The organism is Thermopolyspora sp. NPDC052614 (assembly GCF_040678635.1).
Classification (GTDB): domain Bacteria; phylum Actinomycetota; class Actinomycetes; order Streptosporangiales; family Streptosporangiaceae; genus Thermopolyspora.
In genome coordinates this window covers 111025-129468 of sequence record NZ_JBFATZ010000005.1, presented here as the reverse complement: position 1 = coordinate 129468, position 18444 = coordinate 111025, and the positions used below count along the sequence as shown (strand labels likewise).

Sequence of the window (18444 nt, the reverse complement as noted above, 5' to 3'; positions counted from 1 at the left end):
CTCGCAGGTCGCCAGGGTGAGCGTGAGGCCCGCTCGGCATCGCCGCGCGGCGGAACGGCGTGCACTACCAGACCGCCTGGCAGTGGGCACGAGACGGGAAGACGCCGGTACCCGTCGTCAAACGCGGGCGCTTCGCCACCTCGATACGACCCGAGAGTCGGCGCGCGGTTACATTGATGGGACCTACCGTGATGGAGATGATCCGGCCATGGATGACAGCGCCGCCCTTATTGAGCAGAACGAGCAGTTTGGGGAAATCGTCCGGAACGCCGACTGGTCGGCGCAGGTGCCGACCTGCCCGGGTTGGACGATCAAGCAGTTGTTCCGGCATCTCGGGCGGGGGCACCGGTGGGCGGCGCAGATCGTGAGCGACCGGGTGGAGGGCTACCTCGACCCGCGCGAGGTACGCGACGGCCGGCCGCCGGACGACGTCGACGGCGCCGTCAAGTGGCTGCACGACGGGGTGCGGCTGCTCGCCGACGCCGTGGCCGAGGTCGGCGCGGACACCTCGGTGTGGACCTTCCTCGGGCCGCGTCCGGCACGCTGGTGGGTGCGGCGCAGGCTGCACGAGACGACCGTGCACCGCGCCGACGCCGCGTTCGCCCTGGGCGCGCCGTACGAGCTGGCGGCCCCGCTGGCGGCGGACGGCATCGGCGAGTGGCTCGACCTCGTCGCGGGCGGGCGGCCGGGGATCGACGCCACGGCGCTGCTCGACGCCGGGACGACCCTGCACCTGCACGCGACCGACGACGGCCTCGGCCCGGCCGGGGAGTGGATGATCCGCAGCGGCGAGGACGGCGTCTCGTGGGAGCACGGGCACGGAAAGGGCACGGCGGCGGTGCGCGGCCGGGCCGCCGACCTGCTGCTGGCGCTGCTGCGCCGCCGTACCGCCGACGAGGCCGGGGTGGAGATCCTCGGCGACCGGGAGGTCTGGACGCGCTGGCTGGAGCGCACGCCCTTTTAGAACGCGGGTCTCACCGGGCGGCCGCGATGAAGGTGGTGGTCATCTCGCCGATGACCTCGGCATGGGTGACGAGCCGGTCGCCGTCCCGCAGGACGATCTTGGGGTCGCGCGCCCAGCCGATGCCCGCGGGCGTACCGGTGAAGATCAGGTCGCCGGGCGACAGCGGCACGATGGCGGACAGGAACGCGATCAGGCGCGGGACGGTGAAGACCATGTCGCGGGTGCGGCCCTGCTGCATCCGCCGCCCGTTGAGCGTGCAGCCGAGTTCGATGTCATCGGCGTCATCGAACTCGTCCGGGGTGACCAGCACCGGGCCGATCGGCGAGAACCCGGGGAAGGACTTGCCGGGCGAGAACTGCGGGGTCGGCCCCTGGAACTGAACGACCCGCTCGGAGATGTCCTGTCCCAGCGTCAGACCGGCGACGTGGGACCAGGCGTCGTCGGCCGCCACGCGATGGCCCGGCGTCCCGATGACCACGACCAGTTCCGCTTCGTAGTCCACCGCGTCCGAGGGCAGCTCGACGACCGCGCCGGGCCCGGTGATCGATGAGGGGAACTTGGCGAAGACGACAGGGCCGTTCTCGGGCAGCGGGAGCCCGGCCTCGGCCGCGTGGTCGCGGTAGTTCAGCCCGATGGCGAAGACCTGGCGCGGAGCGGGCACCGGCGCTCCGAGGTCGGACTCGTCATAGGGCCGCGCCTCGGCGTGCTCGATGTCCTGGGCGTGTTCGGCCACCCAGGCGGTGAACTCGCTCCACCTGTCGTAGACGGCCTGCGGGTCGGCGTCGAAACGGCCCCGGCTGAAGGACTCGACGTCCACCGCTCCGCGCGGGCACAGCAGCGCAAGACGCCGGTTCACGTTTGCCAGTTTCATTGATCAGCATCTCTCGGTCGGCGGCGGAACGCGGTCGCGGGGGAGTGTGGCTTCGGCGAGATCGTGATCAGGGCGGTTCGGGCAGGTTGGTCGACTGGAGGTAGCGCATCCTGGGCGTGCCGTCGATGATCTGCCAGATCGCGACGATCCTGCTGCGCAGGCTGCGGGACGTTCCGCCCACCAGCGCCTGACCGGTCAACCGGTGCGGCAGCAGTACGACGCCGTTCAGGTCCATCGGCCGCAGGTCGTCCACGGAGAGCGAGAGATACTTGATCGCGCCGGTGGCGAACTGCTCCAGATAGGTGGTCTTGGTGTCGGTGGCGCCGGTGGAGTGGACGTAGAGGCAGTCCTCCGCCAGCAGAGCGTCGAGGGCCGCGACGTCTCCGGCGGTCATCGCGGCCAGGCGCCGGGCTTCGGCGGCCAGGATCGATTCGAGCGCCGGTCGGCGGTCGGGGCCGCTCAAGGGACGGCCTCGATCGGCCGCCGGGCCGCGTCCAGGTACGCGGCGCGGATCGCCGGGACGAGCGCGCGGGCGGCCTCCGGAGCGGCCCGTTCGGTGCGCAGTTTCAGGATGTCGCCGAGCCGGCGGTCCGCGCCGATGTCCGCGGTCCGGGGGGTGATGAGGCTGTGCAGGTGCGGGTTGGCCTCCCCGAAGATCATGAAGTAGGTCGCCGAGGCGCCCGTCACCGCGCTGACGGCCGTCACCACGTCCCGGGCGCGGCGGCCGAACTGAGCGAGCTCGGCGGCGGTGAGCCCGCTCAGCCCCTCGGCGTGCCGGCGCAGGCGGAGCACGATCCAACCGGGAACCTCGTAGCCGGTGATGACACCGGCCGACCAGGTGTCGTCCCGGAACACCACGTCTTCGGGGTCGGCGTGTTCCTGCTCGCAGATCAGGCAAGCGGGATCGGTCATCCCGCCGCCTCGCCGACGCCGGCGCCCACCTCGTCGCGGACCGTCTCGCCGATGTACGCCTCGACGTTGCGAGGCGCTTTGCCGGTGATGCGCTCCACGTCGCCGGAGACGAACTCCGACTCCCCGCGCCGGAACAGCGCGTACATCTCCTCGAAGTGCTCGGCCTCCCACAGCGGGGTGCCGCGTGCGACGAGCGTCTGCCGGATGTCGGCCGGTGTGATGTCGCGGACGTCGACCGGCCGGCCGACGCGGTTCGAGATGAGCGCGGCCAGTTCGGCGTAGGTGACCGGCCGGGATCCCGTCAGCACGAGCGTCTGACCCGTGTACTCGTCGGTCGTCAGCGCGGTGGCGGCGCATTCGCCGACGTCGCGGGCGTCCACGAAACTGATGCCCGATTCGGCGATCGCGTTGGGGATGGTGCCGGTCTCGCGCACCGACGGCAGCAGGATCTGCCCGATGATCGTCTGCATGAAGGCGTTGGGCCGCAGGATCACGTGGCGCGCGCCGCTCTCGCGCAGGATGGTCTCCACCTCCCAGTGCTGGCGGCAGGCGTACGGGCCGTCCGGGCGGATCGCCGAGCTCGTCCCCGAGATCTTGACGATCGTGATGTCGAGCCTGCGCAACGCCCGCATGATGCGCAGTTGCAGGTCGGCCATGTCGCGTGAATGCTCGGTGAGCAGGAGCACCGACCGTGCTCCGGCGCAGCCGGCGGCGACCTGTTCGTCCTCGGTGATGTCGGTCTGGCGGATCTCGGCGCCCGGGGCGAGCACGGTACGGGCGCGGGCGGCGTCGCGGGTCAGGACCCTCCTCTCCACCTGGCGGGCGAGCAGGGCGTCCACCACGTGCGGCCCGATGGTGCCGGTGGCGCCGATCAAAGCGACGGTCATCAGAACTCCTGTACGATCGCGCCTTCGGGGATGTCGTCGCGCACCAGGTGCTCGTATGGCTCGCCGCCGCCGCCGTCCGCCACCCTGATCGCCCGGCCTGGATCCACGCCGGCCGCCGCTCGTCCTACCGCGACTCGGCCGAGCGGACCGCCCGGCTGGCCGCAGGCCTGGCCCGGCGCCTGAAGCCGCGGTCGCGCGTCGTCCTGGTCATGAGCAACGGGCCGGAGTTCATCGAGGCGCTTTGGGCGATCTTCTGGGCGGGCATGGTGGCGGTCCCGGTGAACCGGCACCTGCACCCGCGGGAACTCGGCTACGTGGCGGAGCACGGCGAGGCGTCGATGCTGATATACGATGCCGCGACACGCGACGCCGTGTCGGCGGCGGTCGTCGGCGACCGCCTCCAGGCCGTGTGCGCCGAGGGCGCCGAGTGGCGGGCCCTGGAGGGGGAGCCGTCCGCCGGTCCCGCCCCGGTGAGCCCGGACGATCCGGCCTGGCTGTTCTACACCTCGGGCACGACCGGGCGGCCCAAGGGCGCGACGCTCACCCATCGCAACCTCGTGGCGATGGCGTTGAACTACTACGCCGACGTCGATCCGGTCGCGCCGGGAACGGTGTGCCTGCACGCGGCGCCCCTGTCCCACGGCAGCGGCCTGTATCTGCTCCCCGCGATCGGCCACGGCGCCACGAACGTCATCAGCGACAGCGAGAGCTTCGATCCCGGACGGTTCCTGTCCCTGGTTCGCGAGCACGCCGTCACCCACGCGGCGTTCCTCGTACCGACCATGCTGCGCCGCCTGACCGACGCCGCCCGGGCCGAGGGGCGAGCGCTGCCGACGCTGCGGCACATCACCGTGGGCGGCTCCCACCTGTACGAGCAGGATCTCGCCGACGCCCTGGAGGTGTTCGGCCCGATCGTCACCCAGATATACGGTCAGGGCGAAGCGCCCATGACCATCTCCGCCATGCAGCCCGGCCTGCTGACCGCCCGCGACGCGCCCGACACCAACTGGCGATCATGCGGGCGGCCCTTCACGGGGGTGGAGATCCGCATTGGAGACGGCCGTGATCACGGCGACGGCGGGATCTGGGTCCGCGGAGACGTGGTCATGAGCGGCTACTGGAACGACCCGGAGGCCACGGCCGCCGCCCTGGTCGAGGGCTGGCTCGCGACCGGCGGCATCGGGCGCCTCGACTCCCGCGGCTTCCTCTACCTGACCGACCGCGCCAAGGACGTGATCATCTCCGGAGGCTCGAACATCTATCCGCGCGAGGTGGAGGAGGCGCTGCTGCTGCACCCTGCGGTACGCGAGGCGATCGTCGTCGGCGTGCCCGACCCCGACTGGGGCGAGTCCGTGCGCGCGTACGTGGTCCTTACACAGGGTGCCGAAGTAGGGGAGAGCGAGCTGATCGACCACTGCCGGAGCCTGATCGCCTCGTACAAGAAACCCCGATCGGTGCGCTTCATGGACGAGTTGCCCAAGAGCGCGAACGGCAAGCTGCTGCGCAAGGCGCTCAAGGACCTGGCGGCGGAGTCGTAAGCGCCGCGATCCCGGAGAGGCAGGCCGCCTCATTGTCGGCCAGATGCTCGCTGATCGCCTGCCGGATCTCCAGCGGCGATCCCGAGCGCGCGGCCGCGAAGATCACCTTGTGGGCCATCCGGCGCTTCTCGCGGTTCTCGTCGCTGACCGCGTAGGTGTCGAAGACCACCCGGGTGTAGCGGTCGGAGGCGTTCCACAACTGGGCGAGAATCCGCAGATCCCAGACCGTCGCGGCCGGCCGCAGGTACACCATGTGCAGCTCATGATGGACCTGCCACAGGTGATCGGCGTCCATGTCGCCCTCGGTGAACTCGCGCAGCAGTTCGTCGGCGCGCGCGAGATCCGCGTCGGTGAGCATGGCCACCGACCGCGCGGCCAGATCGGGCTCCAGCATCTGCCGCAGCCGGAAGATAGAGCGCAACTCGTCTCGGTCCAGCGGGCTCACCATCGCGCCGCGCCCCTGACGCAGTACGATCAGCCCCTGGGCTTCGAGCCTGCTCAACGCCTCCCGCACCGGAATGTGGCTGACGCCGAGCCGCGCCCCCAACTCCGCGATCGAGAACGTACGCCCCGGCGGCAGTTCCCCCGACAGCACCGCACGCCGCACCTCCGCCGCGACCCTGTCCACGGCCGAGTCGGCCGTCTGAGACCGGCGCCCGCGCAAGGACACCGCCTCGGAGCCGAGGGATTTCTGTACACGGAGGCCGACGCGGGCACCGGCGACGTCAACCTCGGCCTGCGGGATCAGATCGCGGCGCTGCGATGGGTACAGGAGAACATCGCGGCGTTCGGCGGCGACCCCGCGCGCGTCACCGTCGCCGGTCAGTCCGCCGGGGCGATGAGCGTGACGACGTTGCTGGCGATGCCCTCGGCGGCGGGCCTCTTCGCGCGGGCGATGACCGCATCGGGGGCGGCGGCGAACACCTTGACCGCCGAAACCGGCGCTTTCGTGGCGCGCGTGCTCGCCGACGCGCTCGGCACCGAACCCAGCCGGGAGGCGATCGCCGCGCTCGACCTCGACACGGTCGTGAAGGCCGTCTCCGACCTGGTCACCGAAGTGCAGTCCGCGCCGGACCCGCAGAAGTGGGGCGCTCTCGTCCTGAGCATGCTGCCCTTCGCGCCCGTCATCGACGGAACGGTGCTTCCCCGGCACCCGCTCGAAGCGATCGCCGGCGGCGCGTCGCGCGACGTCCCCCTGCTGGTGGGGACGACCCGCCAGGAGGCGCGGCTGTTCCTCGTGGTGCCCGGCACGATCGACGAGGTCGATGACGCGGGCCTCGCCGGCGGGGCGGCCGCCTACGGCCTCACGCCCGAGGGCCTCGACGTCTATCGCGAACACCACCGGGACGCCTCGCCCGGCGACCTGCTGGCTCAGATCGTCACCGACTGGTACTACACCCTGCCGGCCATCCGGCTCGCGGAGGCCCACGAGCGGGGAGGGGGAACGACCTGGGCGTACCGCTTCGACCGGCCGTCGCAGGAGGACAACCACCGGCTCGGCGCCGCGCACGCGGTCGACACCCCGTTCGTCTTCGGCACGATGCGCAACCCCGAGAACGCCCTTCTCGTGGGCGGCGAACCGTCGCAGGCCGTGGCCGACACGACCCACGGCGCGTGGGTCCGGTTCGTGAAGCACGGTGACCCGGGGTGGGCGCCCTACACCAGCGCCACGCGTACCACGGGGCTGCTCGCCGAGACCGTCACCGTCGTCGATGACCCCGACGGTGAGCTGCGCCGGACGTGGGACGGCATCCGTTAGGCCCGGCCGCCGTGGAGGGCCGGGACACCGGTCCTCCACGGACGGCGCGTCCGGCGCGGGGGCGAACGGCGGGGCGAGGTCAGGATGTCGGTGTCAGGAGGTCGGCGTCAGCTTGAGCCCGTTGACCCAGAGCTTCGTGACGACCTCGACGACCTCGTCGAGCTCTCGTAGTTGGGGGACGAGTACGTCCATCGCGATGCGGCTGACCATGCCGGACAGCGCCATCGAGGTCAGCAGCGGATCGAGCGTCGGGTCGGCGAGGCCGCGTTCCTGCAGTTCGGCGATGCGGCGCGCGTTGCGCTCGGCGAATATCGCCCCACGACGCCGGCGAAGCTCGCGGAACTTCGGATCGATCAGGGCGACCTGCTGCATCAGCTCCATGAGTTTGGCGTTGCGCAGGAACGCCACGAGGTAGGCGCGGTTGCTGGCCTCGATGACCGCGATCGGGTCATCGCCGTCGGCATGGGGCATCCCCGGATGCAGCATGTCGTCCTGCGCGGCCTCCAGGACGGCGGTGAAGATCTCTTCTTTGCTGGAGAAGTACTTGTAGAACGTGCCGGTGGCGCAGTTCGCCTCGGCCGGGATGTCGGTGATCCGAGCCCCGAGGAAACCGTCGCGTTCGAACACCCTCCGGGCCGCCGCCACCAGTGCCGCGCGGGTACGCGCCCCCCGCGCCGTGGAGGGCTGCTTCATGCCCGAGGTGTCCGCGAGCAGCGGTATGTCGTCCGGCCGATCCGTCAAAAGGTCCTCGCCCATGCCACAGTTATAGTGAACTTGGATTCACATTGCGAACGGCTCACGTGACCATCAGAGTGACGCTCTCGGCGACGCATACCGGCTTGGGGGATCCTTCGCGCTCGACCGTCACACGGGTGACCACCAGCGCGCCGCCCGGGCGGGGCTCGACGGAAACCAGTTCGACGCCGGCCCGGATCTTCGATCCCACGGGGACGTGCGAAGGGAATCGCACCCTGTTGTTGCCGTAGTTGACCGCCATCGAGAGGCCCTCGACGCGCAGGATTCCGTCGGTCAGGTGCGGGATGAGTGACAGCGTCAGGTAGCCGTGCGCGATCGTGGTGCCGAACGGGCCGGTCGCGGCACGCCCGGGATCGACGTGGATCCACTGATGATCACCGGTCGCGTCGGCGAATCGGTCGATTCGCTCCTGGGTGACCTCCAACCACTCGCCGTACCCCAGATGGATGGAGCCTGCCTGTTCGAGCTCGCCAAGGTCGCTGAAGATCTTCATGACGTTCTCGTTTCTCCGTTCGTTGGGTCGTTCGGCCGTGCGCGTCGTGGGCGTCGCGCCCGCGGTGCTCTCAGGTGCGCTGGGAGGACACGCTTTCCGGCTTCCCGTCGCGTTCGTACGCGTCGCCGTCACCCTCACCGTCACCATCGCCGTCGCCGGGATCGAGTCGGCGCTCGCGGCGGGAGCGGCGTGACGAACCGGGTCTCTTGGCCACCGCCAGCGCCACCGCCACGATCACCGCCAGACCGTTGAACATCTCGTTGATCCACGGGATGCTCGTCAGCAACTGGAGCCCCAGCACGCCGGTGGCGAGCACGAAGATCGCCAAGATCGTTCCGAGGACGTTGAAGCGCCCCGGCTTGAGCTGGGTGGATCCCAGGAACACCGCCGCGAACGCCGGCAGGACGAGGGAGTTCCCGAACGTCACCGCCACTCCGGCGAGCGAGACGAAGAGCACGCCGGCCAGAGCCGCGTTCCCGCCCGACGCCACGAAGGAGATCCACGACCAGGTGTCGGTACGGATGCCGGACAGCCGTGCCGCGTCCGGGTTGCTTCCGGTCGCCATCATGTACCGGTCGGCCGGGGTGCACTCCAGCACCCACCACGCGAGCGCGACGGCGATGATCAGGTAAACGACCACGATCTGGAACCCGAAGACCTCGGTCTGCGTGATCGCGGACCAGAGGTCCGACTCGGGCACCGGCGGAAGCTGGGACTTGGTCACCATCGTCTGGAAGGCGGTGAGAATCGACGCGGTGCCCAGCGTCGCGATGAACGAGCTCACCCCCAGCTTGACCACGATGAAGCCGTTGACCACCCCGATCAGCAGCCCGATCGCGACGGCTACGGCGACGGCGGCGAGCACCTGCGTTCCCTGCTCGACCTGGAGCGTCACCGCGACCATCGCGACGAGATTCGCGTTCGCGCCGACGGACAGGTCGAACTGGCCGCAGATCATCGGGATGAGTACGGCGATGGCCACCAGCCCGTTCACCGCCTGGGAGGACGCCAGGATGTGAACCGTCTCCACCTGGGCGAAGGTGTCCGGGCGTGCCAGGCTGAACACGACGATGAACAACAGCAGGATGTAGACACCGCTGAATCGATCGACCTTGAGGTCGAGCCGTCCGATCATGACGAGGTTCCTTCGGGAGTCCGCGGTTGGCCGCGTACGGGATCGTTCAGCCTGCGGCCGAGTTCCGCCTCGCTGATCTCGGCGCCGACGAGGGTGCTGACGATTCGGCCGCGCTGGACGAGATGCACGCGTGAACACAGGGCCGCCATCTCCTCGTCGTCGCTTGAGGCGATGACCACGGCGAGGCCTTCCGCGACGGCCTTGAGGATGGCGCGGTGGATGGCGGCCTTCGCTCCGATGTCGACGCCCTGCGTCGGCTCGTCCAGCAGCAGCACGAGCGGGTGGGTCCGGAGCCATTTCGCCAGAACGATCTTCTGCTGATTTCCGCCGCTGAAGGTGGTCAGCGGAAGGTGGGAGGCGTCCGCCGGACGCACCCCCAGGCGGTCGAGCCAGGTGTTCGCCTCACATTCCTCCGCGGCGAGGTCGATCCTGCCGCGACGCCAGAAGGACTTCAGCGCCGGCATCGTGACGTTCTCCCTCGCGCTGAGGCCCAGGAAGCAGCCCAGCGCCTTGCGATCGGCGGGCACGAAGCCCAGTCCCCGCTGGATCGCCAGGTCCGGCCTCAGCGGAGGCAGTTCTTCGCCCGTGACTCGGACGACTCCGCCGCGCCGTACGCGTGCGCCGAAGATCGAGCCGAGGACCGAGTCACGACCCGAGCCGGTGACGCCGTAGAAGCCGACGACTTCGCCGGGCGCGACGGAGAACGACATGCCGTCGATGAAGTCCCCGACGAGCTCCTCGACCACCAGCCTGGGCTCGGCCGGCTTCGATGGATTCTCCGGATGGGCGACCGGCGCCGAACGGTGGACGGCCTCCAGCTCGGTCCCGACGAGGTGGTGGACGATCGCCGGCCGGGTGAACTCCGAGGTCGGGCCCGAGGCCACCATCCGGCCGTCGCGCAGGATGGTGACGTTCGTCGCGATCCTGAACACCTCGTCCAGGTGGTGGGTCACGTACAGGATGGCCACGCCGGTCTCGGCCACGTCGGTCAGCGTGGCCAGGAGCCTGTCGGTCTCGCGCGCCGGGAGGGTCGCGGTGGGCTCGTCGAGGACGAGCACGCTCGGTGTGCCGCCGTCCGTGGCCAGCGCGCGGGCGATGGCGACCCTCGTTCTCTCGGCGGGGCTGAGGTCGGCGACCGGGGTGTCCGGTTTGAGCGACGTGAGGCCGACGCGGGCCAGCGCCTCTCGCACGTTGCCCCGCGCCAGGCGGGTCCTGACGGTGAATCCACGCGTGGGGTACGGCCGTCCCCCCAGGTAGATGTTGTCCAGCACGGACATCGACGGGATGAGGCCCAGGTCCTGGTGGACGAACCGGAGTCCCGGGTCACGCGTACGATCGTGTGCGGTGGGGGTGAGTTCGGCACCTGAGACCCGGATCCTCATCCCGGGGTCGGGATCGGCCTCGTGGTAGCCCGACAGGATCTTTATGAGGGTGGACTTGCCGGATCCGTTCTGTCCGAGCAGGGCGTGGATCTCGCCTCGGTGGATTTCGAGTCCGTCGAGGTCGAGCACCACCCGCCCGTTGAAGGATTTGGTGACGCGGCGCAGTTCGAGGGCCGCCGCGTCCGTGTGCGTGAAGGCGGGCATGTCGGCTTCCGTTCGCCGTCAGGATCCCGCGACGAGCCAGAGCTTCTTGAACTGCTCCAGCGCGTCGTCGGGACGCCTGAAGAGGGCGTCGGCGGGCAGCTCGCCGAGGTTGTCCTTGGTGATCAGCTGGATGGGGGTGGAGGACTTCGGGTTGCTCGTCTCGTCGCCGACCGAGTGGCGTACGGCGGCGTCGATCGAGTCCAGCCCGGCGTACCTGAAGTCGTAGGCGACGAACGCCTTGGCCTGCCCGGACTCGATGCTCTTCACCGTCACGGGGTCGATGCTGTGTCCGATCACCTTGACGTCGGTGAGTCCCGCGGCCTTCAGCGCGGCGTCGAATCCGTTGATCTCGCCGGAGTTGTCGAAGACCGCGTACTTGATCGATCGGTCCGCGCGAAGCTTGGAGATCACGTTCGTCGTCAGCTTGCCGTTCAAGGCGTCCGAGATCGTGACCGGGATCGTCTCCGTCGTGCAGGAAGGGCACGTCTTGGCCACGTGATCGGCGAAATTATCGGTGAACAGGGTGAGCGTCGCGTACGTCGTGATGTTGATGACCACGGCCTTTCCACGGCCCTCGGAATCGGCGATGAACCAGTCGCCGAGCCGCTTGGCGGCCTCGATTCGGGAGTTCTCGTCGCTGTAGAGGCCGAGCAAGGTGTCGGTCTGCGGCACCGGAGTGGCGCCCTTGGGAGAAGGCCTCGGCGGTGGCCTCCGGACGGCCCCGATATCCCGCCATGACGTTCTTGCCGGCGACGGTGATCTCACCGATCTCGCCCGGCGGCAGGACGCGGCCCAGCTCGTCGACGACGCTGATCTCCACCCCGGGAACCGCCTGCCCCACGCTGCCCTCGCGCGGCTCGCGGCCGGGGCGATGGCAGGTCGCCGTCGCCGTGGTCTCGCTCAGGCCGTACCCGTCGGCCACTCCGGCGCCGAACATCGCGGCGAACGCGCGGTTGATCTCGACGGGCAGCGCCGCCCCTCCGGACGCCGCGAGCCGCAGTGAGGTGATATTGGGAAGCGGGTCCAAGGTACGGGCGGATTCCAGCATCTCCACCCACATCGTGGGAACGTCGCACAACACCGTCAGGCCGTCCCGCTCGGCCATGCGCAGCGCCCCCTCCCCGCTGAACGGCCGCAGCAGGGACACGCTCGCGCCCGCGTCGAGCGCGCAGGCGAGCACCGCCACCTGCCCGTACACGTGGAAGAGCGGAAGGGCCGTCCCGATCCGGTCGTCGGCGGTGGTGTCGAACGTACGGCACAGCGCCCACGTGGACGCGAAGATGTTGCCGAACGTGATGATCGCGCCCTTCGGGCGACCGGTGGTGCCGGAGGTGTAGAGCAGGACCGCGGGATCGTCCGGCGCCCTCTCGACGGGCTCGAACACCTCGTCGTCCGCCCCGGGCGCGATGTCGTGCAACTCGACGAAGGGCAGGTCGAGGCGGCCGGCGACGTCCGCGGCGATCCGCGCGTTCTCGTGCCAGCCGATGACCAACCGGCACCCGGAGTCCTCGGCGAAGTACTGCAGTTCACGCGCGGTGCACATCGGATTGACCGTGACGGCGACGGCCCCGGCCGCGAGGATCCCCAGGTACGCCTGCACGAAGCCCACGGAGGTCGGCGCGACGAGCAGCACCCGATCGCCCGGCGCGAGCCCGCCCGCGACGAACCGGCGCGCGTGCCGCGACGAAGCGCGGACAAGGTCGTCATAACTCCACACGTCCCCGGCGTGCCGGATGGCGACGGCGTCGGGTCGCGTCGCGGCATGCCGCCACGTCCGGTGCACGACATCGACGTAGGCGTCATCGTCGTAGTCGTCGTAGTCGTCGTGGCCGGCATCGCCGTCATCGCGTCCGGGACCCGTCCACCTCGGGCGTCCGGGAGTCCGCGCCGTGCCTGCGTTCCCGCCCATTGCCGCCACCGCTCTCCTCACTTTCATAGGGGCCGGCCCGTATTCAAGGTCGTCAGCGGGCCAGCAGGACGCCGCCGTCGACGGGGATGGTCGATCCGACGACGTAGTCACCGGCCCTGGAGGCCAGGTAGATCGCGACGCCCGCCATGTCCTCGGGCTCGCCGATCCGCCCCGCCGGGATGTACTGAAGGATCGAGTCCGGGGCGTCCCGGGCGTCCTTGTTCATCGCCGAGGGGAAGGCGCCCGGCGCGATCCCCGTGACGGCGATCCGATCGCCGATCAACCGTCGCGCCATCCGCTTGGTCAGGTGGATAACGGCGGCCTTGCTGGCGTGGTACGAGTACGTCTCGTACGGGTGCATCGACAACCCGTCGATGGAGGCGACATTGATGACCTTGGCCAGGTGATCCTCCGCCGCGGCCATCAGATCCGGCTTCAACGCCTGGGTCAGGAAGAAGACGCTCTTGACGTTCAGGTCCATGACCTTGTCCCACCCCGACTCCGGGAACTCGTCGAAGGGCGCCGCCCAGGCCGCGCCGGCGTTGTTGACGAGGATGTCCAGCGAGGACTCGTGCTCGCGGTAGCGGGCGACTAGGTCGTTGATGCCGTCCAGCGTGGACACGTCGGCCGGCAACGACACGCAGGTGCCGAGCTTCGACAGGACCGCCGCCGTCTCGTCGCAGGCGGCGGCCTTGCGGGCCGAGATGTACACCCGTACGCCCTGGGCGAGGAATCCCTCCGCGATCATGCGTCCGATGCCCCGGGATCCTCCGGTGATGAGCGCGGTGCGGCCCTGGAGCGAGAAGAGGTGCGATATATCCACGGCGACCCTTCGAGGTTGAGGGTGGAACGGTCCTGTCAGGTGCTGGGGGCGTGCGAAGCGGCGGAGGACGGCGTCGCGCCGTCGAAGGACGGGGAGGCTCGGCTACTCAGTGGTGAACCGAGCAGCACGGACGAGAATACGTGAAGGTGCATGCACCTTCAATATTTTCGGACGCTCTTCATCGCAGTTGGCGGGCCGACAAATTACACTCTGGTATATTTTGGGGTCGAGTTCACCCGGCGGAGAGGAGCCGATGCGAGATGACCGCGCAGGAAGCGGTTGCGCCGGAACGGCGTCAGCGGCGCTGGCACCAGGTGCACGACAGGCTATATGAGGCGGCCTGTGAGCTGTTCCTGGAGAAAGGGTACGCCGCCACCTCGGTGGACGAGATCGCCGAGCGGGCTGACGTCGCTCGAAAGACGGCGTTCAACCACTTTCCGCGCAAGCGGGACTTCATCAACGAGTGGGGGAGCCGTCGGCGGCGGCAGGTGCTCGCCGCTCTGTCGCCGGTTCTGATGGCCGATCCGCGGCTTGAGGTCGTGCTGCGGCACTACTTCGCCGAACTGGCCGACATCAATCTCCAGCAGCGGTCCCTGACGATCTGCATGTCGAAGGGGTGGCGGGAGTCCGGCGGGCCCTTCGACACCGATCCGCATGAGCTTGTCGACGTGCTTCGCGGGTTCATCGGCGACGCGGTGGCGCGCGGTGAGATTCCCGCCGCCGTCAACGCCTCGCACATGGGGACGGTGCTGTACAGCAGCTACTTCGGCCTGCTCTACGACTGGTGCGAAGGGCCGGAGGACGTGCCACCCTTCGACCTGAACGAGGCCTTCACGCAGCTTCTCGACGTCTTCCTCGCCGGGATCAACTCCCTGTGACCTGCGGCTTCTCGTCGCCGATGGGGTGTTGACGCGCCGCGGACGGGCGTGATAGCAGTATTTACATTCCAGTGTAAGTATGTCCCGGTCGGCGGATGCCTTCGCTTCGCGGGGCTGGAGAGGCTCGACGTGTCACCAGTTGAGGTCGTGTTGCGGGGAGCTCGCGCGCTCCTCGGAGATCCACGAGACAGGAAGATCGAAGCCGTCGACATCCGGATCGCCGGCGGTGTCATCTCCGAGATCGGCGCGGGGCTCGACGCCGGTCACGCGGAGGTCGTCGACTACTCCGGGTGCTGGATCATTCCCGGGTTCGTCGACGCGCACCAGCACGTGTGGCAGGCGGTCCTGCGGGGACGCCTGGCGGACCTGCCGCATGAGGAGTCGGAGGCCGTCGTGCGCGACCTCGTGGCCCACGCGGTCGCGCCGGCCGACGTGTACGCCGGCGCCTACGGCGGTGCCATCGCCATGCTGGACGCCGGCATCACCTGCACGTTCGATCACTGCGACGCGGTGGCGACCGTCGAGCACGGCCGCGCGGCGGTGCACGGACTCCACGACGCGGGGATTCGCGGCGTATGGGGCTATGGGTTCGACTCCGCCGGGTCCGAAGCCGGTCCCGAGCAGCGTCTGGACGACGCGCGACGGCTGAAGAGCCTGATCGACGGGTACCCGCTGCTGTCCTTCGGCGTCGTCCCGTACGCGGATGACGACCCGGAGCGGTTCGCGGCGCAGATCGCGCTGGGCGCGGAGACCGACGCGGCGATCCTCACGCACACGGACGCGCGGCGCCGGGGCGAAGGCCCGGCCGACAGCGAGACGTGGCTGAAGGCGGGACTTGTGTCCGCACGGCACGTGCACGCCTTCTGCTCCGCGACCCCGGCGAGCGTGTTCGGCGAGTTCGCGCGGCTCGGCTGCTCCGTGGTCTCGACGCCGGACATCGAACTGGGCGGCGGCCTGGGGTACACGGCGCTCCATCAAGCCGACGACGCCGGAGTGAACACGGCCCTCGGCACGGGCTCGCAGGCCGTGTCCTCGCCCGACATGTTCGCCACGATGCGCCTGGGCATGCAGAGCGAACGCATGCGCTATCAGCAGGCCGCGGCCGTCACCAGAGGCACGTCCGGGATCAGCCGCATCACGCTGCGCACCGAGGAGATGCTGCACTTCGCGACCCTGGGCGGGGCGCGGGCGCTGGGCCTGGGCGACGTCTGCGGATCCATCGAGGTCGGCAAGGCGGCCGACCTCGTCGTGATCCGGCCGGCGTCGCCGCGGCTGGCGCCGCTCGTCGATCCCATGGTGAGCATCGTCATGCACATGGGAGTGGCCGACATCGACGCCGTCCTGGTCGGCGGCGAGTTCCGCAAGAAGAACGGCGCGCTGACGGGCGACGCCGCCGTACGCGCGATGAACGAGCTCGACGCGGCGCACGCGCGCATCGCCTCCGCCGTTTCCGGGCGGATGAAGGAGGTCTCCGTATGACGATCCCCGCGAGGACGTTGGTGTGCGGCGTGGGCGGCATCACGGGCGACACCGTGGTGTCCGTCCTGGCGGAACGCGGCTTCACGGTACGCGCCCTGGTGCACCGTGACGAGCGCCGGGCGGCGGCGCTGAGCCTCGGCGCGGAGAGCGTGGCCGTCGCCGACTACGACGACGACGCCTCCCTGGCGGCGGCCATGGACGGCGTGGACGCCGTCTTCTTCGTCGCGCCGTCCTACCAGGAGGCCGAGCCCCGCTGGGTCGCCGCGGCCCTGCGCGCGGCCGAGGCCGCCGGGGTCGTCCGGTTCGTCTACCAGTCGGTGCTGCACCCGTTCACCCCCGCGATGCCGCACCACGCGCGCAAGGCGCAGGCGGAGGTCGAGGTCCGCGCGTCGCGTTTGCGCTGGACGATCCTGCAGCCCGCGATGTACGCCCAGACCGTCCTGCGCGTGCGCGGGCGGTCGTCCGAGGGGCGGATGAACGTGCCGTACGACCCGGACGCGCTGTTCGCCGTGGTGGACGTGCGCGACGTGGCGGCGTGCGTGGCCGAGGTGCTGCTCGACGACGCGCACGTGTACGGCGGCTACGAGATCGTGGGGGCCGAAATCCAGAGCCTGCGGCAGATGACCGCCACGTTGAACCGCCTCCTCGGCGAGGACCGCGAGGTCGTGCAGGTCGAGCCCGACACGCTGCCACTCCCGCCCTGGTGGGGGGAGCGGCAGCGTGCGGAGTACGCGTTGATGTGCCGCGAGTACGGCGCCCACGGCCTGCTGGGGTCGGCCCGCACGGCGACGGCCCTCCTCGGACGCACCCCCACCACGTTTGCCGATGTCGTCGTGCGCGACCTCCGCGACTCGATCACGCCGGGAGTCACCGTATGAGCGCATCGAACGGTTCCGCGTCACGAAGGATCCTCGTCGCCGGAGGGCTCGTGCTCGTCGGCGACCCGAGGCTCCGCGACCTGCGACGCGTCGACGTACTGATCGAGGACGGAAAGATCATCCGTCTGGCGCCGGAGGTCACCGAGCCGGTCGACGAGGTGATCGACGCGCGGGAGCACTGGGTGATCCCCGGGTTCGTCGACACCCACACCACGCTGTGGCAGTCGAACATGCGCGCGCTGACCGGCGACTGGCTGCTCGACGACTACTTCTGGTGCATCCGCATGAACCACATGCTCGCCTACACGGCGGAGGACGTGTACGCGGGCACGTACGGGGGCGCGGTCGCCCAGCTCGACGCGGGCGTGACCTGCACCGTCGACTTCTCGCACTGCGTCAACACCCCCGAGCACGCGGACGCCGGCGTGCAGGGCATCATCGACGCCGGGGGCCGGGCCGTGTGGTGCTACGGCTTCTGGTCGCCGTCGCCGCGGACCCCGGCGTTCGCCTCCATCGAGGAACGGTTCGCGGACGCGCGCCGCATCGCCTCGACCTACTTCCCGACGCGGGACGGCCGGGTGACGTTCGGAGTGTCCCCGACCGAGATGTTCCGCGCCTCGTACGAGCAGATCAAGAACGAGTTCCTGGTCGGCAGGGAGACCGGCGGGCTGGTGCATCCGCACACCAACACCCGCTGGCGGCCCGGCGCGCGCTCGGACATCGAGGTCTGGCACGAGCAGGGGATCCTGTGGGAGCACCAGCTCCACGCGCACTGCAACACGAGCACGGCCCGGGACTTCCAGCTGCTGGCCGACTGCGGTGCGTCGGTGTCGGCGACGCCGGAGACCGAGCTGGCCATGGGCATGGGGCCCAACATCGTGGCTCAGGCCGATCGCGCCGGTCTCAACGTGGGGCTCGGCGCGGACATCCAGGCGAACAACTCGCCCGACAGCCTGACGTCGATGAGGCTCGCCCTGCAGACCTCCCGGGCCAACGCCGTCCACCCGGTCCTCGGCGAGGCCGAGGCGGGCGATCGCGGCGAGATCTCGCTGCGGACCGAGGACGTGCTGCATTACCAGACGCTGGGCGGGGCGCGCGGGCTGGGCCTCGGCGACGTCTGCGGCTCGCTGGAGGTCGGCAAGGCCGCGGACCTGGTTCTGATCGACACGCGGACGCCACGGCTGCGGCCGGTCATCGACCCGGTCGCCGCCATCGTGCTTCAGGTGACGGTGGCGGACATCGCGACGGTCATGGTCGGCGGGCGGGTGGTGAAGCGTCAGGGGACGCTGGATCCCGTGCTCAGCGAGCGGGCCACGCGCCTGCTGCAGGAGTCGGCGAGCCGCATCGAGGCCGTCGTCGAGAGCCGCGGCGGGTGGAAGCCGCCGCGACCCGAGGTGGCGGCCAACCCCAATCACGGTGGGGTCGCGAGCGTCGGCGAAGTCGCGGTCATCTGAGGAGGAGGGGGCGGCCGCCGCGCGCATCGACGGCGTGCCTGGCGTACGGCGCGTCGGTACGGCCGACCGCTTGATGTGAGCGCGTCGCCGCCGGATCTCGCGTTGATCCGGCGGCGACGCTT

19 protein-coding genes are annotated in these 18444 nt (G+C 70.0%); 7 read left to right on the top strand and 12 right to left on the bottom strand.

The features are described 5' to 3' along the window. Window positions 1–208 precede the first annotated feature (208 nt). The gene (locus tag AB0K60_RS12740; protein ID WP_364052440.1) at window positions 209–964 is read left to right on the top strand and encodes a maleylpyruvate isomerase family mycothiol-dependent enzyme; all 756 of its coding nucleotides are present in this window, start codon (window positions 209–211) and stop codon (window positions 962–964) included. Between the two features lie 10 nt (window positions 965–974). Here AB0K60_RS12740 and AB0K60_RS12735 read toward each other — a convergent pair whose 3' ends face one another. The 4 genes from AB0K60_RS12735 to AB0K60_RS12720 all read right to left on the bottom strand — a co-directional run bounded on the left by AB0K60_RS12735 (window position 975) and on the right by AB0K60_RS12720 (window position 3634). Then, window positions 975–1820, bottom strand: a complete 846-nt coding sequence (locus AB0K60_RS12735) for a fumarylacetoacetate hydrolase family protein (protein ID WP_364052437.1) — start codon at window positions 1818–1820, stop codon at window positions 975–977. Window positions 1821–1902: 82 nt separating this feature from the next. Then, window positions 1903–2298, bottom strand: coding sequence for a nuclear transport factor 2 family protein (locus AB0K60_RS12730; RefSeq protein ID WP_364052434.1), 396 nt, complete (start codon window positions 2296–2298; stop codon window positions 1903–1905). Beyond that, complete coding sequence (locus tag AB0K60_RS12725) at window positions 2295–2747, bottom strand: hypothetical protein (RefSeq protein WP_364052431.1); 453 nt, start codon at window positions 2745–2747, stop codon at window positions 2295–2297. Before AB0K60_RS12725 ends, AB0K60_RS12730 begins: the two co-directional genes overlap by 4 nt. Further along, window positions 2744–3634: an NmrA family NAD(P)-binding protein gene (locus tag AB0K60_RS12720; protein ID WP_364052428.1), complete on the bottom strand. Its 891-nt coding sequence runs from the start codon at window positions 3632–3634 to the stop codon at window positions 2744–2746. Before AB0K60_RS12720 ends, AB0K60_RS12725 begins: the two co-directional genes overlap by 4 nt. Before the next feature lie 101 nt (window positions 3635–3735). Here AB0K60_RS12720 and AB0K60_RS12715 point away from each other — a divergent pair, with 101 nt between their 5' ends. Further along, window positions 3736–5172: an AMP-binding protein gene (locus AB0K60_RS12715; RefSeq protein ID WP_364053463.1), complete on the top strand. Its 1437-nt coding sequence runs from the start codon at window positions 3736–3738 to the stop codon at window positions 5170–5172. Here AB0K60_RS12715 and AB0K60_RS12710 read toward each other — a convergent pair. Further along, window positions 5147–5800 (bottom strand): GntR family transcriptional regulator, encoded by a 654-nt coding sequence (locus AB0K60_RS12710; protein WP_364052425.1) that lies wholly within the window; start codon window positions 5798–5800, stop codon window positions 5147–5149. The genes AB0K60_RS12715 and AB0K60_RS12710 overlap by 26 nt on opposite strands. Here AB0K60_RS12710 and AB0K60_RS12705 point away from each other — a divergent pair. Then, the gene (locus tag AB0K60_RS12705) at window positions 5693–6931 is read left to right on the top strand and encodes a carboxylesterase family protein (protein ID WP_364052422.1); all 1239 of its coding nucleotides are present in this window, start codon (window positions 5693–5695) and stop codon (window positions 6929–6931) included. The two genes, AB0K60_RS12710 and AB0K60_RS12705, sit on opposite strands and share 108 nt — an antisense overlap. Before the next feature lie 93 nt (window positions 6932–7024). Here the strand turns inward: AB0K60_RS12705 and AB0K60_RS12700 are convergent, their stop codons facing one another. The 7 genes from AB0K60_RS12700 to AB0K60_RS12670 all read right to left on the bottom strand — a co-directional run bounded on the left by AB0K60_RS12700 (window position 7025) and on the right by AB0K60_RS12670 (window position 13633). Next, window positions 7025–7687, bottom strand: coding sequence for a TetR/AcrR family transcriptional regulator (locus AB0K60_RS12700; protein ID WP_364052419.1), 663 nt, complete (start codon window positions 7685–7687; stop codon window positions 7025–7027). Window positions 7688–7727: 40 nt separating this feature from the next. Continuing rightward, window positions 7728–8180, bottom strand: a complete 453-nt coding sequence (locus AB0K60_RS12695) for a MaoC family dehydratase (RefSeq protein ID WP_364052416.1) — start codon at window positions 8178–8180, stop codon at window positions 7728–7730. A gap of 70 nt (window positions 8181–8250) precedes the next feature. Next, a complete protein-coding gene (locus AB0K60_RS12690; protein ID WP_364052413.1) occupies window positions 8251–9315 on the bottom strand; it encodes an ABC transporter permease in 1065 nt (354 codons plus the stop codon). Next, window positions 9312–10901, bottom strand: coding sequence for a sugar ABC transporter ATP-binding protein (locus tag AB0K60_RS12685; RefSeq protein WP_364052410.1), 1590 nt, complete (start codon window positions 10899–10901; stop codon window positions 9312–9314). Before AB0K60_RS12685 ends, AB0K60_RS12690 begins: the two co-directional genes overlap by 4 nt. An 18-nt stretch (window positions 10902–10919) precedes the next feature. Beyond that, window positions 10920–11459, bottom strand: coding sequence for a hypothetical protein (locus tag AB0K60_RS12680; protein ID WP_364052407.1), 540 nt, complete (start codon window positions 11457–11459; stop codon window positions 10920–10922). Next, window positions 11410–12810 (bottom strand): AMP-binding protein, encoded by a 1401-nt coding sequence (locus tag AB0K60_RS12675; RefSeq protein WP_364052404.1) that lies wholly within the window; start codon window positions 12808–12810, stop codon window positions 11410–11412. Before AB0K60_RS12675 ends, AB0K60_RS12680 begins: the two co-directional genes overlap by 50 nt. Before the next feature lie 52 nt (window positions 12811–12862). Further along, window positions 12863–13633: an SDR family oxidoreductase gene (locus AB0K60_RS12670; protein WP_364052401.1), complete on the bottom strand. Its 771-nt coding sequence runs from the start codon at window positions 13631–13633 to the stop codon at window positions 12863–12865. Between the two features lie 260 nt (window positions 13634–13893). On the opposite strand from AB0K60_RS12670, the gene AB0K60_RS12665 reads away from it, so the two are divergent. The 4 genes from AB0K60_RS12665 to AB0K60_RS12650 all read left to right on the top strand — a co-directional run bounded on the left by AB0K60_RS12665 (window position 13894) and on the right by AB0K60_RS12650 (window position 18322). Then, window positions 13894–14511 (top strand): TetR/AcrR family transcriptional regulator, encoded by a 618-nt coding sequence (locus tag AB0K60_RS12665; protein ID WP_364052398.1) that lies wholly within the window; start codon window positions 13894–13896, stop codon window positions 14509–14511. 129 nt (window positions 14512–14640) lie between these two features. Continuing rightward, window positions 14641–15990, top strand: a complete 1350-nt coding sequence (locus AB0K60_RS12660; RefSeq protein WP_364052395.1) for an amidohydrolase family protein — start codon at window positions 14641–14643, stop codon at window positions 15988–15990. Then, window positions 15987–16868, top strand: a complete 882-nt coding sequence (locus tag AB0K60_RS12655; protein WP_364052392.1) for an NmrA family NAD(P)-binding protein — start codon at window positions 15987–15989, stop codon at window positions 16866–16868. The genes AB0K60_RS12660 and AB0K60_RS12655 overlap by 4 nt, the downstream gene beginning before the upstream one ends. Beyond that, entirely contained in the window at window positions 16865–18322 is a 1458-nt protein-coding gene (locus AB0K60_RS12650) for an amidohydrolase family protein (protein ID WP_364052389.1), read from the top strand. The genes AB0K60_RS12655 and AB0K60_RS12650 overlap by 4 nt, the downstream gene beginning before the upstream one ends. The last annotated feature ends 122 nt before the right edge of the window (window positions 18323–18444 follow it).

What these genes read in the sequence shown, in the direction of transcription:
- AB0K60_RS12740 (WP_364052440.1), top strand. Translation starts at nt 209, where the DNA reads ATGGATGACAGCGCCGCCCTTATTGAGCAGAACGAGCAGTTTGGGGAA.
- AB0K60_RS12650 (WP_364052389.1), top strand. Translation starts at nt 16,865, where the DNA reads ATGAGCGCATCGAACGGTTCCGCGTCACGAAGGATCCTCGTCGCCGGA.
- AB0K60_RS12700 (WP_364052419.1), bottom strand. Translation starts at nt 7,687, where the DNA reads ATGGGCGAGGACCTTTTGACGGATCGGCCGGACGACATACCGCTGCTC.
- AB0K60_RS12690 (WP_364052413.1), bottom strand. Translation starts at nt 9,315, where the DNA reads ATGATCGGACGGCTCGACCTCAAGGTCGATCGATTCAGCGGTGTCTAC.
- AB0K60_RS12720 (WP_364052428.1), bottom strand. Translation starts at nt 3,634, where the DNA reads ATGACCGTCGCTTTGATCGGCGCCACCGGCACCATCGGGCCGCACGTG.
- AB0K60_RS12695 (WP_364052416.1), bottom strand. Translation starts at nt 8,180, where the DNA reads ATGAAGATCTTCAGCGACCTTGGCGAGCTCGAACAGGCAGGCTCCATC.
- AB0K60_RS12675 (WP_364052404.1), bottom strand. Translation starts at nt 12,810, where the DNA reads ATGGGCGGGAACGCAGGCACGGCGCGGACTCCCGGACGCCCGAGGTGG.
- AB0K60_RS12685 (WP_364052410.1), bottom strand. Translation starts at nt 10,901, where the DNA reads ATGCCCGCCTTCACGCACACGGACGCGGCGGCCCTCGAACTGCGCCGC.
- AB0K60_RS12725 (WP_364052431.1), bottom strand. Translation starts at nt 2,747, where the DNA reads ATGACCGATCCCGCTTGCCTGATCTGCGAGCAGGAACACGCCGACCCC.
- AB0K60_RS12665 (WP_364052398.1), top strand. Translation starts at nt 13,894, where the DNA reads ATGACCGCGCAGGAAGCGGTTGCGCCGGAACGGCGTCAGCGGCGCTGG.
- AB0K60_RS12655 (WP_364052392.1), top strand. Translation starts at nt 15,987, where the DNA reads ATGACGATCCCCGCGAGGACGTTGGTGTGCGGCGTGGGCGGCATCACG.